Origin of the sequence: Flavobacterium croceum DSM 17960, from assembly GCF_002917885.1 — a bacterium.
Taxonomy (GTDB): domain Bacteria; phylum Bacteroidota; class Bacteroidia; order Flavobacteriales; family Flavobacteriaceae; genus Flavobacterium; species Flavobacterium croceum.
The window spans coordinates 1-18,357 of record NZ_PQNY01000004.1 but is presented as its reverse complement, the minus strand read 5'-3'; the positions used below and the strand labels follow the sequence as shown (position 1 = coordinate 18,357).

Sequence of the window (18,357 nt, the reverse complement as noted above, 5' to 3'; positions counted from 1 at the left end):
ATTATCCTTGCGGATTTTCTTTCTTTTGTTCTGGTTTTTTATCTTCTCTTGGCGGACGAGGTAATAACTGTTTTCTAGAAACTTTTTCTTTTCTAGTTTTAGGGTCAATGCCTAAATATTTTACATTAAATACATCGCCCATATTTACTACATCAGAAGGTTTCTCTGTTCGTTCCCAAGCTAATTCCGAAACGTGTAGTAAAACTTCATTACCTGGCGCACTTGTATATTCTACTACAGCACCAAAATCTAGCATTTTTATTACTTTTACTTCATAAGTTTCGCCAACTTGTGGTTTAAAAGTCATAGCGTCTATTCGAGCAAGTACAGCATCTATACCTGCTTGATTGGTACCTAGAATTTCTACAACACCTTGTTCGTCTACTTCGTTAATAACAATAGTAGTTTCGGTTGCTTTTTGTAGTTCTTGAATATGTTTTCCACCAGGGCCAATAAGTGCTCCAATAAAACTTCCAGGTATTGTAGTCATTACAATTTTTGGAGCTTTTGGTTTAACAGTTGCTCTAGGTGTATCTAAAGTTTCTGTTATTTTTCCAAGTATGTGCATTCTGCCATCGCGAGCTTGTGCCAATGCTTGCTCCATAATATCGTAGCGTAAGCCTTCAATTTTTATATCCATTTGGCAAGCAGTAATACCATCGGCAGTACCAGTAACTTTGAAGTCCATATCTCCTAAATGATCTTCATCGCCTAATATGTCAGATAATACAGCAAATTTTTCTCCATCGGTTATTAATCCCATGGCAATACCCGAAACAGGTTTTACCATTTGTACACCAGCATCCATAAGTGCTAACGTACCCGAACAAACAGTTGCCATAGACGAAGAACCATTAGATTCTAAGACTTCTGAAACCACACGAATGGTATAAGGACAATCGGCAGGTATCATGTTTTTTAAAGCGCGTTGTGCTAAATTTCCATGACCTACTTCTCTACGTGAAGTACCTCTTAATGGTTTTGCTTCTCCTGTTGAAAAAGGTGGGAAGTTGTAGTGTAAATAAAATTTTTCTTCTCCTTGTTCACTTGGCGAATCTATAACGTTGGCTTCTCTTGAAGTTCCTAATGTTACAGTAGCTAATGCTTGAGTTTCTCCACGTGTAAATATTGCAGAACCGTGTGTAGAAGGTAAATAATCTACCTCACACCATATAGGTCTTATTTCGGTGGTTTTTCTTCCGTCTAAACGTAAACCTTTTTCAAGAATAACATTACGAACGGCTTCTTTATTTGTTTTATAAAAATACTTTCCAACCAATCCAGCTAAGTCTGGGTTTTCGGCATATTCTTCTTCTGTAAAAAGAGCTTTACATTCTTCTTTTACAGTGGCAAATTTTTCGCTTCTCTCACTTTTTCCAGAAGCCTCTTGCGCTATTGCGTAGCATTTATCGTATGCTGCTTCTTTTACTTTTTTATAAACTTGTTCGTCTTCTATTTCACCTTCATAAGTTCTGTATTCTGGTGAACCTACAGCTTCACGTAAGCGTTGTTGCGCTAAAATTTGAACTTTTATAGCTTCATGAGCAAACTTGATAGCTTCTACCATTTCGGCTTCAGAAATTTCTTTCATTTCACCTTCTACCATAGCAACAGAATCCATAGAAGCACCAATCATCATGTCAATGTCTGATTTTTCTAATTCTTCTCTGCTTGGATTGATTACTAATTTTCCGTCAATACGACCTACTCTTACTTCAGAAATAAGGTTGTAAAAAGGAATATCTGATACGGCTAATGCTGCAGAAGCAGCCAATCCTGCTAATGCGTCGGGCATTACATTTTCATCATGAGACATAAGTTGTATCATGATTTGAGTTTCAGCATGATAATCGTCTGGAAATAATGGACGCAATACACGGTCTACTAAACGCATGGTAAGTACTTCGGCATCACTTGGACGAGCTTCACGCTTAAAAAATCCGCCAGGGAAACGCCCTGCTGCGGCAAATTTTTCACGGTAATCTACAGTAAGAGGTAAAAAATCTACCCCCGGATTGGAGGTTCGTGCAGATACTGCTGTTGCAAGAAGCATAGCATCACCCATACGAACCACTACAGATCCGTCTGCTTGTTTGGCTAATTTTCCTGTTTCGATTGTGATGGTTCTTCCATCTCCTAAATCGATAATTTCTTGGGTTACTTTTGGAATCATAAAAATCTAATAATTCGTTTTAAACAATTAGGGTTAGTTGTGTTGTTGTTGTGTAGTTGTTTTGATAACCCAATGAAAAACCAAACTTTTTTTTACTATTTTTTTAAACAAAAAGAGGCACAAAAGCGCCTCTTTATATGGTATTTATTTTCTGATACCTAATTCTTTGATCAACTCTCTATATTTGTTGATATCTTTTCTTTTCAAATAATCTAGGTGGCTTCTTCTTTTACCTACCAATTTTACTAGAGAACGCTCGGTATTAAAATCGTGACGATTTTTTTTCAAGTGTTCTGTTAAATGGTTAATTCTAAATGTAAACAACGCAATTTGTCCTTCTGTAGAACCTGTGTTGGTTGTAGAACCGCCATGTTTTGCAAAAATTTCTCCTTTTACTTCTTTAGTCAAGTACATGCTAATATTATTTAAATGATTATTATGTAGATTGAGTTTTTCTCAATTCGGTTGCAAAGGTAATTTTATTTTTTTAAAATCCAAAGTATATTTCAAAAATGCTATTCTGTTATACGGTCTAATGATTTTTTTAGCATAATTGGCGTGGCTAATGTTGTTACGAGCCCCATGATAACAAGCATAGAAAAAATTTCTATATTGATAATTCCAGATTTGTAGGCGATATTTGCAATAACAAGTTCCATTATGCCACGTGCATTTAGTCCTATGCCCAAGGCAAATGAAAATCGATTGTTTAAACCTACAAATTTTCCTCCAATAAAGCCTCCAGCAATTTTAGATATAAATGAAACAATAATAATAGCACATAGCAATCCATAGTTTTCAATAGACGATATTTGAAACTCTAAACCAATCCCTGCAAAAAAGATAGGTGCCAAAAAACCCATTGCCATGCTATTGGTGGTATTATGGAATGTTTCGAGATGTTTTTCGCCTATTAAATCTTTAGAAATAAGCATTGATGCAAAAAAAGCACCTATAATAAAGTGAAGACCAATGCTTTCGGTAATAGATGCAAATATTAATATAAATACAAAAAATACAGCAAAGAGCGATTCTTTACCTTTTAAATAAGATAAGATTAGGTTAAGTTGGTTTTCTATAAAATTTTCTCGTTTGGAAAATTTTCTAATAAACTTATATGTGATAGCAATTATCGCTAAAAAGAATATTAATTTAAGCAATGTGAACACAACAGTTGAGGTAACTGTAGAGAATGTTTTTTCTACATCTTTTAAATCTAATAAAATACCGAGTACGGTTAAAGCAATTACATCGTCAAAAATTGCAACAGATATTATACGTTGCCCTACGGGTGAGTTAAGTTTGCCTAAATCCATGAGTATACGTACACTAACGGGCAAAGCGGTAATAGCAACACAAAGACCAATAAAAATTGTGGTAAGTACGTCTTGATTGTAAAAATGACCTACTAAAAACCCTGAAAGTATCGGTAAAAAGAAAGCAAGAAGAGAGATTACAATATTTTTTCCTCTAATGGATTTAATGATATCGTCAAAATTAATTTCTAACCCTGCAATAATCACTAATAAAAAAACACCCAATTCTGAAATTACCTTTAAATCTTCGGTGCGATGAATAAAATTTAGCATGGAAGGGCCTAATAGAACACCTGCTAAAATTTCTCCAATCATAGCGGGTTGTTTAAAACGCTCCATTATTTCGCCAAAAATTCGCGCTACTACAAGTAAAAGCAATAAGTTTACAAAAAACGGAAGTTCTAAACTGGGTAGGCTAAAGTGCATTTTGTTTACTTTTTAGAATGCAAATGTAACAAAGAATATGTTTTTTGAAATTTATTGAAAAACAAATTAACTATTATTTAAAAAGGGTGGCTACTTTTTCTGCTATAAATTCTAAAAAAATCTCATCGTTTTTTGTAAATGGATTTATTACATGACTATCAATGTCTATTTGTCCGATATTTTTTTCATTAACAAAAATGGGCACTACAATTTCAGATTTTACAGTTATACTACAAGCAATATAATTATCTTGAGCACTCACATCGGGTACAACAAAGTTTTTATTCGATTCTGCAACTTGCCCACAAATTCCTTTGCCAAATGGGATTACAGTATGGTCTGTAGCAGCACCTACATAAGGGCCTAAATGTAGTGTTTTGGTATCATGATTGGCAAAATAAAAACCAACCCAATTGTAATAAGAAACATTTTCTTGCAATACACTACAGATGTTTTTTAATCTACTATCAATATCTAAATTATTATTCTCTATTATATCTGTTACAGTGCTTTTTAATACGTCGAAATTCATAGTTTTATTTTTTACAAAAATACTACAGCAAAATTTTAGAATATAATTAATTTTACAAAAAATAATATTTTGAAAGAAACCTTAATAGCATACAAACCTTTTCTGTTTTTTTTAGCTCGTTTTTTTGCGGTTTATATTTTAGCAACGATTCTGTATCAATATTATTTGGCGCAATATGATGTGGCAAAAAATGAAGTTGATGGAATTACTAAAATAGTTTCTACTCAAACAGTACAATTTATGAATTTTGTAGATGGTAATGCTTATGCAATACCCAATACTACAGAACCTTGTATGAATGTTTTTTACAACAATAAATGGGTAGTACGCATTATAGAAGGTTGTAATGCTGTAAGTGTATTAATTTTGTTTATCAGTTTTATTGTAGCATTTAGAGGTAAAATAATCAATACTTTTGCTTTTATGTGCTTAGGAAGCGTGTTAATTTACATCGTTAATATTATTAGAATAACTTGTCTGTCTATATCTATATACTACTATCCAGCATATCAAGATTTTTTGCATGGCATTGTTTTTCCGTTGGTTATTTACGGTTTGGTGTTTGTTTTGTGGTTTGTTTGGATACATAAATTTTCTTATTATGCAAAATAGAATTTTTAAAAATAAAAAGCAATTTATACTAGTAACTTTTGTTTTACTACTTTTTGTATTGATAAGAGCTTATGAAAAGTGTGTTTTTTACGATCCTTTTCTTTCCTTTTTTGAAGGAGAATTTGCTCATGCAAAACTCCCAAATGTAAATAAAGTTAAGTTGTTTTTGAGTTTAGGATTTAGGTATTATCTCAATTCTATTTTATCTATTTTGTTACTTTGGATAGTTTTTAAAGATGCGTCTGTAAGTAAAGTGTCTGTATTTGTTTACAGCATTGTAGGAATGCTACTTATGATATCTTTTTTCTTTGTGTTAGAATTTTTTGCTTACGAACACAAAATGATACTCTTTTACATCAGACGATTTATTATTCATCCAATATTATTATTAGTATTACTGCCAGCATTTTTTTATCAAAAAAAAGTTAAAGTGCTGTAAACAAGTAATAATTAACTACTTTTGTAGCATGAACATCAAAAAATATATAGCTGTATTTTTAAGTACATTCCTCATGTTTTCTCAAGTAGGAGTAGCTTTTAATGTTCATTTTTGTGATAATGAAATTGCTTCTATCACTTCGTCTTATATTTCTTTGCATGAAATTGAAGCATCTTGTTGTGGAGTTGTAGAGCGCGACTCAAAATGTTGCGATACCAAAATTGTAAAATCTGTAGAAAAACAAGAACATACTATTGTTCAATCTTTAGATTTTCAATGTGTAGCTATCTTAGTTCCAGAAATTTGTATTACTTATTTATCAAGACCAGATTATTTTCCTGTTAAAAATAATACACCTCAGTATTATTGTCAAGTACATGCACCGCCTTTTTATAAACTCTATCATCAATACATTTTTTACGCATAAATTTTACATTATACTCGATTTATAATAAAAGTTTAATGTAAAAATAGTTCGTATGAAACATACCCTAAGTGCTATTTTGGTATTGTTTTCTGTTATTTCGTTTGGGCAAAAGCAGCTCAAAGAAGTAGTTATCGAAAACAAGCAAAAAGGCATGCAAAAAGCTACTAACAAAGTAGGAAATACAACCATTGTAACCAGTAAAGAGCTTCTTAAAGCTGCTTGTTGCAATTTGGCAGAAAGTTTTGAAACCAATCCGTCTATTGATGTTAATTTTTCGGACGCTCTTACTGGAACAAAACAAATAAAAATGTTGGGGCTTACAAGCCCATATATACTTATAGCCGAAGAGAATATTCCTTCTGTAAGAGGAGCATCTCAAGTTTATGGATTGTCTTTTGTGCCCGGAACTTGGGTAGAAAGTATACAAATAACCAAAGGAGCAGGAAGCGTAGTAAATGGTTACGAAAGTATATCGGGACAAATTAATACAGAGTTAATAAAACCTCTAAAAGATATCCCGTTATTTATTAATGCTTATGCCGATACAGGTAGTCGGTATGAGTTAAATACACAAGTAAGTCATAAGTTGTCAGATAATTTTGCTACAAGTTTTTACATTCATACTAATGTACGAACTGGAAAAACAGACATGAATCATGATAATTTTTTAGATAACCCTTTGTCTAAACAAATTAATATTACAAATAGATGGCAGTACACTAATGCTAAAAAAGGTTGGGTCACATTTTTTAATATAAAATATCTCAAAGACGATAAGCAAACAGGAGATGTTCGTTTTAACCCCGATACAGATAAGTTTACAACGAACTATTGGGGATCTGAAATTAATACCGAACGCATTGATTTGTCTTCAAAAATTGGTTATGTATTTAAAGATATGCCTTTTCAAAGTATTGGTTTTCAAAATGCTTATTCATTTCATAACCAACAATCTTATTTTGGGCTTAATACATACCATATCAAGCAAGAAAGTTTTTACTCCAATCTTATTTTTAACTCGATTATTAACAATCTACACCATAAGTTTGCTGTAGGTATTAATTTTAATGCCGATAAATATCTAGAATATGCACTCTATACAAACTACAATCGTATAGATTCGGGTGTTGGAGCATATGCAGAATATACTTTTGATGCCAATGAAAAGTTAAGCTATGTACTCGGCACAAGAGTAGACTATCAAAATAGATTAGGTTTGTTTTTTACCCCAAGACTACACGTAAAATATTTGGCTTGGAATAAAGGAGTATTTCGATTCTCGGCAGGTAGAGGTAAAAGAGCAGCTAATATTTTTGCCGAAAACCAAAATTTGTTTGCGAGTTCTAGGCAGTTTTCTATTCTAGATTCTGCGGGAAAATTGTATGGTTTAAATCCTGAAATTGCTTGGAATTACGGTTTTAGTTTTAATCAAAAATTTTCTCTTTTTTCTCGTTCGGCAGAATTTACAATCGATGCATATAGAACCGATTTTAAAAATCAGGTTGTAGTAGATCTTATGCAAAGTGCGCAAGAAGTATTGTTTTATAATTTAAAAGGGAAATCGTATGCCAATAGTGTGCAATTTGATTTGAATTATAATGTGATAAAACATCTAAACATGAGATTTTCTTATAAATATTATGACATAAAAACAACCTATTTGTTGGGAGATTTTCAACGTCCGTTGCAACCCAAAAATCGATTTTTTGCCAATATTGAGTACGAAACACACCAAAACAATGATGCCTATTGGAAACTCGATGCCACATTGCATGTTGTAGGGAAACAACAATTACCCAATACTACTCAAAACCCTATAACAGAACAATTGCCTAGTTTTTCTTCTACTTACGGATTGATAAATGCTCAACTTACTCGAATTTTTTCTAAAAAATTTGAAATGTATCTTGGAGGAGAAAATATAGGAAATTACCGTCAGGAAAAAGCTATTTTAGGAAGTCATAATCCTTTTAGTAATCATTTTGACACCACAATACTTTACGCACCTGTTTTTGGACAAATGTATTATCTAGGACTGCGTTTTAAAATTTATTAAATAAGTAAAAACTGTAATAAAAATTACAAAAATAATATAAGATATGAAATCACTATTATCAACAAGTTTGTTGCAAACAATTCAAAATCATCAAATGCAAATTAAAAATGTAATATTAGTTTTTGTTTTATTCATTTCTGTAAGCGGACTAAGCCAAGAAAAGAAAAATAAAAACGCCAAATACGATATAGAAGTAAGTGGCAACTGCGATTTGTGTAAAAAGCGAATAGAGAAGGCAGCCTACAGTGTAAAAGGCGTTAAAAGCGCAGAATATCACCTAGACGATAATTTGTTACACCTTATTATTAATGAAGAAAAATGCACATTGCTACAGGTAGAAACAGCCGTGGCTAAAGTAGGTCACGATACCCAAAATGTAAAAGCAACCCAAGAAGATTACGAAAATTTACACAGCTGTTGTAAGTATACTAGAAAGGAATAATTATTAAAATAAAAAGACTTATTCTGTACAAAAGTATATTGCAGAATAAGTCTTTAAATTATTATTTTTATTTCCAATCTATTTTTAGATTTGATATTTCGAGTACACCATTTTCTTTATGATAGTCATCAAACGCACCAAAAGAAAAATTACTGGTTAAGAAACTTAGCTCTTTTACTTCGGGTAATATTTGTTTGTATGTTAAAGAAATATTTATAGGAACATTTGTAGGTAATTTCCCGTTATAAATACCTAATTGACTACTTGAGCCAAATTTCACACTTTTTAAGGGATAAAAATTACCACTAAAATCGTATACAAGATTGTTGCCGTCCCCTACGTAATGACCAAAGGAAATACTTTGATGAGGTAGCTTATGGCTTACTAGTAAGTTTACAGTTACAGTTTGGTCGTTTTTGTTGCCTATACAAGATACGAGTTGTAGTTTATAGTCTGAGTTAAAACTCTTAATAATTGTTTTATCGCTATTAATATCGGCTGTTGTATTTTCTAGAAATTTATCATTATACTCTTTACTGTTCGAAATTATTTCTCTAGACTTTAAAGCCTCATTAAGCTGTATTAATATTCTGTAGCCATCTTTGTATTCTAAAGATGCAAATAGCGTGTTTTTAATGTCTTGAAAATGAATTATTTTAGCTTTTAATTTTGATAAATCTTTTTTTGCTAAAACTATTTCATTTTTTTCAACTTTATCTCCAGCAAGAACTCCAATCACTTTAGTAGCAGTACTAAAGCCTGATTCAAATTTGTAAATACCAACATATTGAAAAATTTCTCCTTTTGAAGGAAAACCTATCGATAAGCTGTCTCCTATAGAATAAACATGGTTGTCAATAGCTGTAATAGGTGTCTTAATTTTTTTGCCTGCCAATTGAGAATACATTGCTATCGATAATAATAGCATAAAAAAAGATAATTTTGTTTTCATAATAAATAAGGTTAAATGTTACAGATAGATTTGATAGTTTGACTGTACCAAAATTATGCCATTTTGAAACTTATTACGCTAAAAAAATAAAAACAGAAATATTTTTTTTATAAGCACTTGAAAACAAGAATATTATTATTTTTTATTATATTTGGTATCTATTAACACAAAACCAAACAGCATGAAAAAACTTTACCTACAAATTTTATTATTTTTTATTGGTTTAGCCACAACTGTGGCTCAAGTGCCAAATTATAATGTGGTAAGTATTCCATATCAAAATGTGGTGTTATCTCCTACAATGGCTAGTACTACCATCTCTTTTAATCTAGACGATACTTATTCTGGTCCTATTGCCTTGCCATTTAATATTAACTTTTATGGTGTTACTAATAATTTTATGAATGTTTCTTCTAATGGATATATAACATTCAATAGTAATGCGGCAGGGAGTAATTCTCCGTGGTCTTTTAATACAACAATTCCAAATGCAGGTTTCCCCGTTAAAAATGCTTTTTTAGGTTGTTACCATGATATTAATAATGCTATTGTAAATACCACCGATCCGCAATCTGTAGTCTATTCTATTCAAGGCTATGCACCTTTTAGAAAAGTAATCGTATTATACAGTAATAATCCGCAGTTTAGTTGCAACAATAGCGCTATAAGTACATTTGCAATGATTATGTATGAAGATGGCGAAAAATTTGATGTCCAAATAAAAAGAAAAGATCTCTGCGCTACTTGGAATGGAGGTAGAGCAGTTGTAGGGTTAATAGATCCTACTGGTGCAAGTGCTATAGCTGCACCAGGTAGAAATACTTCGGCTTGGACAGCAAATTATGAAGCATGGCGTTTCTACAATACTTTTGGAGCAAATCATTATAAATTTTGGAAGTGCGAAACAGATGGTGATGGATTAGAACCTTTTAATTTGGCTGTTGTAAAAACCGATTTGAATGAACCAAGTATGACTTTTTATTCTGGTATAATAAACGGTCAAGTAGATGTAAATACAGCTTTACCAGAATTGTATCAAAACACTACGGCTTTTAATCAAAAAATATATGGTTTAAAAAGTACAGGAGAAATTGTAACGATAGATTTAAAAGTATTTTCTTGTGATAATGATTATGATTTAGATAATGTTACAACATCATTAGAAGATTTAAACAATGATACAAATCTAGCCAATGATGATACCGATGCTGATGGTACTCCAAATTTTATAGATAACGACGACGATGGCGATTTAATATTAACCAGTATTGAGTATGTTTTCAATTCCAATAAAAATACCAATGCAACTTCGACTACAAATAGTGTTTTAGATACAGACAACGATGGTATTCCAAATTATCTAGATAATGACGATGATGGAGATGGTGTATTGACTATGAACGAAGATTACAACGGAAATAGAAATCCAGCCGATGATGATACAAACGGAAACTCAATTCCAGATTATTTAGAAACTAGTGTAGCTTTAGGAACAGCACAAAACATATTGGATAGCTATTTTACTGTTTATCCAAATCCAGCCAACGATGTTTTGTTTATTAAAAATAACAATTTTAATAATGCTGATATAAAAGTAAAAATAGTTTCGGTTACAGGAGCTGTAGTAAAAGAAATGAGTACTCAAAATGAAATTACGCCAATTTCTGTTTCGGCATTACAATCGGGAATGTATATTGTTGAAGCAATTTCTTCTGAAGGAACATCGTATCATAAGTTTATAAAAAAATAAAGGTAGTGTACTATAAACTTTCTGATTTAAGAATAATGAAGTTTTGAAATTTCATTGTTTTTTTTCTTTACTTTTTGCAGTGTTTTCAAAAATATTTGATAATTTTTTACTTTTATATTTTTTAAATTAGCCTTGTAAAACTAATGAGGAAATTGATTTTACTGATTGGTATAAAATTAGCAATAAGTTTCATTATTATGGGATAATTAAAAATATTGTTTTGAAACTATTAATTGTTGGAAATGATTCTAGTCTTTTGATGTTAAAGAAATAGTAATATTAACCCCAATTTAATAAAAAATAGATGTAATTATACCTAAATAAATTAAATATTTATTTTATAATTGATATCTTAAATTGTTATATTCTTTACTTTTTTATCAAAACTGAATTTAATAAGAAAAGCTACCTTAATTTAGGTAGCTCATCTTTTAATTAAATTTTAATTTAAGTTGTATTTATGAGAAACAACTTATACGCAATTAATCTTTTAATAAAACGTGCAATATTATCTATATATAACGATTAATTACGGTTCAAATATATACTAAAAAAAATCAATTTTTCCTAGAAAATTCTACTTTAGGCATCATTCTACAGGGCTGTAGAATAACCTTTAGTGTACGTATAAAAGACTTTTGCTTTTGTATTAATAATGTTTTGATTCTTCAAGTAAGTAAATTAAATCAACGAGTTTTTTAATACTTAATTTTTCAAAAATTCTGTTTTTGTAAGTGCTTACAGTAGACATTTGAATGTTTAATTTGTTTGATATTTCAATATTTCCATCTCCTTGCACGAGCAAATTGGCTATTTCTAATTCTCTTTTGGATAACTTTTTTAGTGGTAAAAACTGGTTTTTGTCTGAGCTAGCTTTAATTATTTTATTTACTATGTTAGGTGGGTAATAATAATCAGTTTCAATAATAGATTTTACTGCCTCGACTATTTTATTTTCACTAAAAAGTTTGTTTATATATCCATTTGCCCCAGCTATAATATACTGTACAGCATAGGTTTCGCTATCATACCCAGAAAATATTAATATTCTTAAATTGTTATCAATTTCTCTTAACTCCTTAATCATTTCTTTATTTTTACTACCGGGCATATTAATATCAAGAATAAGTAAATCAAAGTTTGTTTTTTGAACTTTGTTTTTTGTTTCTTCATAATCTTGAGCTTCTTCGATTTGGAGTGAATCAAAAGCTTGAGACAATATTATTTTTACTCCAGCTCTTACTACTAAATGGTCATCGGCGATTAATATTTTTGTCATTTTAATTGATTTTAAAGTGGTATTATAACTTGAGTATTAGTTCCTTTGATATTTTTTTTGAAATAAATTTTTCCTCCCAATGGCTTTAAAAGTTCTATTATTAAATGAATACCTATTCCATATTTTTTGTTTAGCATAGTATTGATGTGGTTGTTTTGTATTTGTAAGTAATACTCTATCATTTCTGTAGACATTCCTTTTCCGTTGTCGTCAATCTCTAGTATTAAACTTTTATTTTCGGTATAAGTTTTACATATTATTTTTCCATTACTAGTGTTTTTAATAGCATTATCTAGCAAGTTTCTAGTAATTAGAGAAATAGTTTTTCTATTTGTTGGAATAAGTATCTCGCTTGAATAATTATATTCTATTTTATTATTTTTAATAGTAGCCATATCTGTATAGAAAGCTATCTCTTTATTAATCAATGTATTGATAGAGTATAAATTATGTTCGTTCTGTCTATTAAAATCTTCTTTCAATAATTCCATTAGGTTTGTTGTAGAACAAAATAGGTTTGTTGTGGAATTAAGTAGTGTGTGGGCATATTCCTTTGATTTATGTATGTCTCCAACCAATAATGAGTTTTGGAGTTCTTTTGTAATTAAAACCATAAATTTTAAAGGACTTATCATGTCGTGGCTTATAGCTTTTAAAGCGTTTTTACAATAATAATTTTCAACTGTCAAATTATCCTTAGTTCTAGTTTTCTTTTTATCTAGTTCATTTTTCTTTTTCAAACTCTTTAATAGCAATCTATGCTTTAATAAATAAAAAATTTCTAAAAAGCTTATATTTAATACTATAAGCAATAATAAAAACCAATTAAGAGGTGTTTTGACAATACCTGTTAATAGGTTACACTTAATACTTAACACAGTAAGTAAACTTGGGGCATAAGTTGTAAACATAATAGTAGATTTATTTAAAGTTTCTACACCAAGTTACAGTTAATATTGATTTATAGCCTCATAACTAATTTTTTAAAATTTCAACAAGCACATACTGTAAATAATTAAAACTTTCGTAAAAATTACCTTTAATTGGTTTTCAAATAGTTCGCCAAATACGTATCTATTTATATCCTCAAAGATATGTTGAAGTGTGATATGTAGTATTAGAAACAAAACTATGTATTTATAAAAATAATACTACTGTATTGTAGATTTATATGCAATTACTTATTGTGATTTATTTAAGTTTTACCCTAATAAGTTAAAGATTGTATTAAGATATAACTATTGTTTTTTTGGTTATAAACACTATTTTCACGAAAAAATAACAAAGTTAGTAATACACTTGTGTTGCGCGTTGGGTATTTTTTTCAAGATTAAATCTCATGTATTAGCTGTAATTAGTATCTACTGTTCAGTGTTACTCAAATCTTATAATCTTCTATTCTAAAATTGAATTTACTAACACACAAAAGAATCCGTGGTACACATACAATCTATATGTTATTTAAAATATTGACTACTCATTGTGTAGTATAAATTCTATTTTGTAGTAATTATATCTCTACGGCTTTAACATTTCATTACATTTTTTTCAAAGCTAAGTTTGCATTATAGTTTGAATACTAGTGTTTACTTGCAATTTTTATGCTTTTGTCTCGATTATTTGTCTAAAAATATTCTAAAAAGAAGCAAAAATCTTGCGGTATTTGGTTGTTAAACTAAATATGAAGCACTGGTTAATGAAATAGAATACGTATAAAACAGCAACAATATAAATAATTGCAAAATAATAGTAAAACTATAAATACAAAACAAACTATAAATGCTTAACAAAGGGTACCATATCATATTAAATGTAAAGTGTTATGTAGTATGCAAGCATAGTTTATTTACAAACAATAGTTTTTGTATGGTAAATAATTTGTTTATAAAAAATCTGCCCCAAAATAGAGTAACCAATACACTTTGTATGTATAAACCCAATTGAAAATTGAATTTATAGATGCTTAGTGTATATAATCTGTTTAATAGTAATTATAGTAATAATAAAATTGTCGTTTTGGTCTTCGACAATTCAATAAATAAAAGATCAGTTGAAATATTTATTAATTAATTTTTTATCAATGAGAAACAACTATTTTTTAAGATGGACTCAGCGTATGATGTTTTTGTTTACACTTTTGTGTGGACTAAGCATGGTCGCTCAGTCATCGTTTAGTATTAGTTTCCCATCGTTTTCATCAGCACCTACTTCCAACCCTAGAAGTTTGGAAGTTTGTAATTCGTCCTCGAAATTACAGGTACAGCTCGATGTTACAACAGCCTCTACTACAGGAGCCTCTGTTACGATACAGTTAGGCGCAGGAGTAGAATATGTGCCGGGTTCGGTGGCTGTAGTAAGTACAAACGCGGGATTAACTATAGTAGACGATGGAGGAACGCCAAACGCACCTAAGTTTAAGGTAGGTCCAAATGCATTAGCTTTGGCAAATCGATTGGTTTTTACTATCGACAGAAAAGCTACGTGTGCTACTCGTACAGCTGCTTTGGCAGGTACGGCGTTTAAAGACACGGTTACTGGAAGTATAACAGGAGCTACGGCAACCACAGAGGTATCGTCTACCTACTCGGTTACGTATCCAGCGTTTACTTTTACGCAGCCAGTTAGCCAGAATAATGCTTTGATGAACACCAATTACACTAGAACTTTTACTATTAGTAATGGAGGTAGTGGTTCGGTTTCACAAGTCTATTTTTCAATAGATTATCCTTCCTCTGGTATTCAAAATGTATCAGTAACACTTACAGGGGGTAGCGGTAGTACAGGTACACCATTGGTGCTTACACCAACAAGTACTTCTGGAACTACTTCTTATTATACCATTCCATCTTCTAATTTAACAGGTGGAACTTTTGGTTTTGGAGAAACTTTAGTTGTTACTGAAGTTTACAAAATTTTAAAATGTAATGCATCTACAAGTTATGCAGCAGGTTGGGGGTGTGATCCTGCACCTGCAAACTGGTGTGATACAAAAACAGGTACAGGTTCTACCTCTATGGTTTCGGGTACTCCAAATTACACTACACACACCATGACTTTGGTAGGATATACAGATATGTGTACTCCTTTTGTTATTAGAAATACCTACAATAATGCAGGTTCTGGTAATACAGCAGCTGCTACTATGTATGACGTAATCCTAAGAAAAGGAGATGTTTATTTTGGAGGTGTACCATTAGGGAGTATTGCTGCAAATTATCTTACTTTAGGGAACGCATATGTAAGAAATGTAGCCGCTGGTACCAATTCAGTAGTTGTTCCTTTTACATTTCCGTCTTCAGGAGCTGGTGCACGTATACACTCATCAGATTTATCCAATTTCTTTACCACAGACCCTGATGGAGCAGGTGTAGGGCTAGAAGATGTAGATGGTGATGGTTTTTATGATGATTTGCCACCTGGAAATACAGTTACTTTAGATATTGAAATTCAAATGACTTGTGCACCAATGAGTTGTGGAGTTGGAGCTGTTAGCCAAGATCATATAGGGGGCGATATTAAATATTTCACCATGTGTGATAAAACCACTAGAGTTACAACTACAGGGCTTTCTGGTGGTGCTGGTTTGTCTACAAGAAAAATTAGTGTAACTCCTGCGGGTTATATACCTGCAAACATTAATCCAGGCACACCATTTGATGTAAATATAGGTATAAATTATTATGATTTTTACAACTATTTAAATACTTCAAATACTAAATACGAATATCAAATAACATTGCCTGCAGGTACTACAGTAAATTCTGCAAAATGGGCAAATGGAGCATACAACCCTACAGGAACTACTTCTACCGTAACTTTTACACAGGTTGGAAATGTAGTAACAATAACATCTCCTTTAGTTTCAACAGCAACTACAGGTTGGGGTTGGGTTAAGTTAAATTTATCTTATAATTGTTCTGCTGGAAGTAATTATTCTATTACTTGGAAATTATTCGAAAGAAACAATGTGGTTACAGGTTGTAACTGTCGTGCAGAGCAAGTATGCGGTACACTTACTTCATTAGCATTTTGTCCTTCTCCTTGTGCAGTTGGACCTACTACGGGAGTGCCTTTGGTTCAAAGAGCGGATAATTCTTTGGGTTGGACAGACTATACGTTGGCTACACGTAGAACACGTGCTCAAATTTCAGCTTACGATTTGTCTAAAGCATTGTATTTAGATGATATTGAAATAACAGGTAGCGCTACCCAAAATAATGCGGCGAGCAATATGTTTGTTGAACTTACTTTGGATAAAGCAGGAGCTGTAAACAAGCTGACACCTAAAAACATAGATGTAGTAATTAAAAGAGGAGGTAGCCAAATAGGTGCCACTATGACACTTACATCATTTAGTCAAAGTGCATCTACAGCATCTGTTCAAAGTGTTGTTTGGGATTTAACCGCTGCTGTTACAGCCATAGGAGGTTTACAAGCAAACGACGTAGTTGAAGTACTTTCTCGATATGAAGTAGCAACCAACAATTTACCACAACACGATGTTCAGTCTGGTAAAACATGGTCTTTTTTCAATCTTAACACTTCTAGTGTTAGAGAACAATGTAATACTATGGTTCCAGAAATGTATTTAGTAGGTGTTTCAAATACTTATAGTCAATCTATAGGAGCATTATCAGCATGTACTGCTGGAGTACCAAACCAAGGATTCTTTACAGCATCATTTTTTGATTCTTCAGGATTTGAATATACAAATGAATTTAGACCACAGCAGTATATTGAAAAAGTAGAAATGACATTGCCTGTAGGGTATCAGTTAGTAAGTACTACAGTACAAGACTATAGTGGTGTAGCATTAACAACAATTACACCAGATTCAGTTGTGGGTAATGTTTACACTTATATTAATCCAGGTACTTGGAGACATGATTCTGTAAGAAAATTAGGAGGAAATGGTTATGGTTTAACATTGCAACCTACAGTAATACCTACATGTGGTTCTGCAAGCAATACAGATCTTTTGGTTTTTAAATATTATGCAAAAGAGTTTTATTATGATTATGCTACAGATGCTGTTAAACCAACTACTTATGATGTGGCAGCTACTTCTTCTAAAGCTATTACTTACAGTAACGCTCCAGCATTAACTTTAAACGACCAAACAGGTACTGTACAAGCTTCAAAACCAAACGAAAGTTTTGTTGTACGTTTAGATAATGCATCTTTGGCAACGGCACCTTATACTTGGTTGAGTTTTCCTACAACAGCAGGGGTAACTATTACTCAAGTAGTAGACGTAGCTACAAATACAGCATATACTCCAATAGCTTATTCAGGTGGAGTTTGGGTACAATTAAGTACTACGGGTATAGCACCAAATAATCACAAAGATTATCGTATAGACTTTACATATTCAACTTGTGTAAGTACAACTTTTCCTGTAGAAGGAGGTTGGAACTGTGGTTCATATCCAACAGATCCATCTACCTATACTTGTGGAAAATTAACTAAAAATTTAACTTTTGTTCCTCAAGGGGCAGAAATACAAATAGTTACTGTTAGTCAGCCAAGCGGTAATGTAAATTTATGTACACCATTATCATATGTTTACCGAGTTAATTCTGCAGGTCCTGGAAACACTATTGATAATACTTTCAGTATAGATTTACCAGCAGGAACTAGTTTTGTAGCAGGATCGTTACAAGCAGAATATCCTGTAGGAAGTGGGAATTGGCAAGCAGTAACTTCTTCTGTTGCAGGAACAATTACCACGTTAGATTTAACCACACATACAGCTTATCCAGCACAAGGTTTACCAGGAGTACTTAATAATGGTGGAGTTCCTAATAATCAGTTAATGGGAATAAAATTCCAATTACAAACCGATTGTAATTTCATTTCAGGCTCTAACCTTACATTATCAGCAGGAGCAAACCGTTCTTGTGGCGCACCTGCTACAGGTGATGGTGTAGGCTCAGCATCGTTATCAGTAAAA

Annotated in this window: 14 protein-coding genes; 7 read left to right on the top strand and 7 right to left on the bottom strand. The window is 31.6% G+C overall.

Translation table 11 applies throughout. The features are described 5' to 3' along the window. Position 1 precedes the first annotated feature (1 nt). The 4 genes from Q361_RS03640 to Q361_RS03625 form a co-directional block, all read right to left on the bottom strand. Positions 2 to 2,173 (bottom strand): polyribonucleotide nucleotidyltransferase, encoded by a 2,172-nt coding sequence (locus tag Q361_RS03640; protein WP_103725363.1) that lies wholly within the window; start codon positions 2,171 to 2,173, stop codon positions 2 to 4. A gap of 144 nt (positions 2,174 to 2,317) precedes the next feature. Continuing rightward, the gene (gene rpsO / locus Q361_RS03635; RefSeq protein ID WP_103725362.1) at positions 2,318 to 2,587 is read right to left on the bottom strand and encodes a 30S ribosomal protein S15; all 270 of its coding nucleotides are present in this window, start codon (positions 2,585 to 2,587) and stop codon (positions 2,318 to 2,320) included. A gap of 101 nt (positions 2,588 to 2,688) precedes the next feature. Next, positions 2,689 to 3,915 (bottom strand): cation:proton antiporter, encoded by a 1,227-nt coding sequence (locus Q361_RS03630; protein WP_103725361.1) that lies wholly within the window; start codon positions 3,913 to 3,915, stop codon positions 2,689 to 2,691. A gap of 73 nt (positions 3,916 to 3,988) precedes the next feature. Continuing rightward, positions 3,989 to 4,447, bottom strand: coding sequence for a GAF domain-containing protein (locus Q361_RS03625; RefSeq protein ID WP_103725360.1), 459 nt, complete (start codon positions 4,445 to 4,447; stop codon positions 3,989 to 3,991). Positions 4,448 to 4,516: 69 nt separating this feature from the next. Here Q361_RS03625 and xrtF point away from each other — a divergent pair, with 69 nt between their 5' ends. The 5 genes from xrtF to Q361_RS03600 are packed head-to-tail and all read left to right on the top strand — an operon-like array spanning position 4,517 to position 8,423. Continuing rightward, complete coding sequence (xrtF, locus tag Q361_RS03620; protein WP_169929259.1) at positions 4,517 to 5,059, top strand: exosortase family protein XrtF; 543 nt, start codon at positions 4,517 to 4,519, stop codon at positions 5,057 to 5,059. After that, complete coding sequence (locus Q361_RS03615) at positions 5,049 to 5,498, top strand: exosortase F system-associated membrane protein (RefSeq protein ID WP_169929258.1); 450 nt, start codon at positions 5,049 to 5,051, stop codon at positions 5,496 to 5,498. Before xrtF ends, Q361_RS03615 begins: the two co-directional genes overlap by 11 nt. A 28-nt stretch (positions 5,499 to 5,526) precedes the next feature. Next, complete coding sequence (locus Q361_RS03610; protein ID WP_103725357.1) at positions 5,527 to 5,925, top strand: HYC_CC_PP family protein; 399 nt, start codon at positions 5,527 to 5,529, stop codon at positions 5,923 to 5,925. A 52-nt stretch (positions 5,926 to 5,977) separates the two neighbouring features. Next, positions 5,978 to 7,981: a TonB-dependent receptor plug domain-containing protein gene (locus Q361_RS03605; RefSeq protein WP_103725356.1), complete on the top strand. Its 2,004-nt coding sequence runs from the start codon at positions 5,978 to 5,980 to the stop codon at positions 7,979 to 7,981. Positions 7,982 to 8,024: 43 nt separating this feature from the next. Then, positions 8,025 to 8,423 (top strand): heavy-metal-associated domain-containing protein, encoded by a 399-nt coding sequence (locus tag Q361_RS03600; protein ID WP_245874601.1) that lies wholly within the window; start codon positions 8,025 to 8,027, stop codon positions 8,421 to 8,423. 67 nt (positions 8,424 to 8,490) lie between these two features. Here the strand turns inward: Q361_RS03600 and Q361_RS03595 are convergent, their stop codons facing one another. Next, positions 8,491 to 9,375, bottom strand: a complete 885-nt coding sequence (locus tag Q361_RS03595; RefSeq protein ID WP_103725355.1) for a hypothetical protein — start codon at positions 9,373 to 9,375, stop codon at positions 8,491 to 8,493. A 181-nt stretch (positions 9,376 to 9,556) separates the two neighbouring features. Between Q361_RS03595 and Q361_RS03590 the strand changes: the two genes are divergently transcribed. Then, the gene (locus Q361_RS03590) at positions 9,557 to 11,125 is read left to right on the top strand and encodes a T9SS type A sorting domain-containing protein (protein ID WP_103725354.1); all 1,569 of its coding nucleotides are present in this window, start codon (positions 9,557 to 9,559) and stop codon (positions 11,123 to 11,125) included. 649 nt (positions 11,126 to 11,774) lie between these two features. Here the strand turns inward: Q361_RS03590 and Q361_RS03585 are convergent. After that, the gene (locus Q361_RS03585) at positions 11,775 to 12,404 is read right to left on the bottom strand and encodes a response regulator transcription factor (protein WP_103725353.1); all 630 of its coding nucleotides are present in this window, start codon (positions 12,402 to 12,404) and stop codon (positions 11,775 to 11,777) included. A gap of 11 nt (positions 12,405 to 12,415) precedes the next feature. Then, the gene (locus Q361_RS03580; protein WP_103725352.1) at positions 12,416 to 13,315 is read right to left on the bottom strand and encodes a sensor histidine kinase; all 900 of its coding nucleotides are present in this window, start codon (positions 13,313 to 13,315) and stop codon (positions 12,416 to 12,418) included. Between the two features lie 1,169 nt (positions 13,316 to 14,484). Here Q361_RS03580 and Q361_RS03575 point away from each other — a divergent pair. Next, on the top strand, positions 14,485 to 18,357 hold a 3,873-nt coding region (locus Q361_RS03575; RefSeq protein WP_146046976.1), incomplete at its 3' end, for a hypothetical protein.

Excerpts from the sequence above, each read along its gene's own strand:
- Q361_RS03615 (WP_169929258.1), top strand. The coding sequence starts at position 5,049 with ATGCAAAATAGAATTTTTAAAAATAAAAAGCAATTTATACTAGTAACT.
- Q361_RS03595 (WP_103725355.1), bottom strand. The coding sequence starts at position 9,375 with ATGAAAACAAAATTATCTTTTTTTATGCTATTATTATCGATAGCAATG.
- Q361_RS03640 (WP_103725363.1), bottom strand. The coding sequence starts at position 2,173 with ATGATTCCAAAAGTAACCCAAGAAATTATCGATTTAGGAGATGGAAGA.
- Q361_RS03585 (WP_103725353.1), bottom strand. The coding sequence starts at position 12,404 with ATGACAAAAATATTAATCGCCGATGACCATTTAGTAGTAAGAGCTGGA.
- Q361_RS03580 (WP_103725352.1), bottom strand. The coding sequence starts at position 13,315 with ATGTTTACAACTTATGCCCCAAGTTTACTTACTGTGTTAAGTATTAAG.
- rpsO (WP_103725362.1), bottom strand. The coding sequence starts at position 2,587 with ATGTACTTGACTAAAGAAGTAAAAGGAGAAATTTTTGCAAAACATGGC.
- Q361_RS03625 (WP_103725360.1), bottom strand. The coding sequence starts at position 4,447 with ATGAATTTCGACGTATTAAAAAGCACTGTAACAGATATAATAGAGAAT.
- Q361_RS03610 (WP_103725357.1), top strand. The coding sequence starts at position 5,527 with ATGAACATCAAAAAATATATAGCTGTATTTTTAAGTACATTCCTCATG.
- Q361_RS03600 (WP_245874601.1), top strand. The coding sequence starts at position 8,025 with ATGAAATCACTATTATCAACAAGTTTGTTGCAAACAATTCAAAATCAT.
- Q361_RS03590 (WP_103725354.1), top strand. The coding sequence starts at position 9,557 with ATGAAAAAACTTTACCTACAAATTTTATTATTTTTTATTGGTTTAGCC.
- Q361_RS03630 (WP_103725361.1), bottom strand. The coding sequence starts at position 3,915 with ATGCACTTTAGCCTACCCAGTTTAGAACTTCCGTTTTTTGTAAACTTA.
- Q361_RS03605 (WP_103725356.1), top strand. The coding sequence starts at position 5,978 with ATGAAACATACCCTAAGTGCTATTTTGGTATTGTTTTCTGTTATTTCG.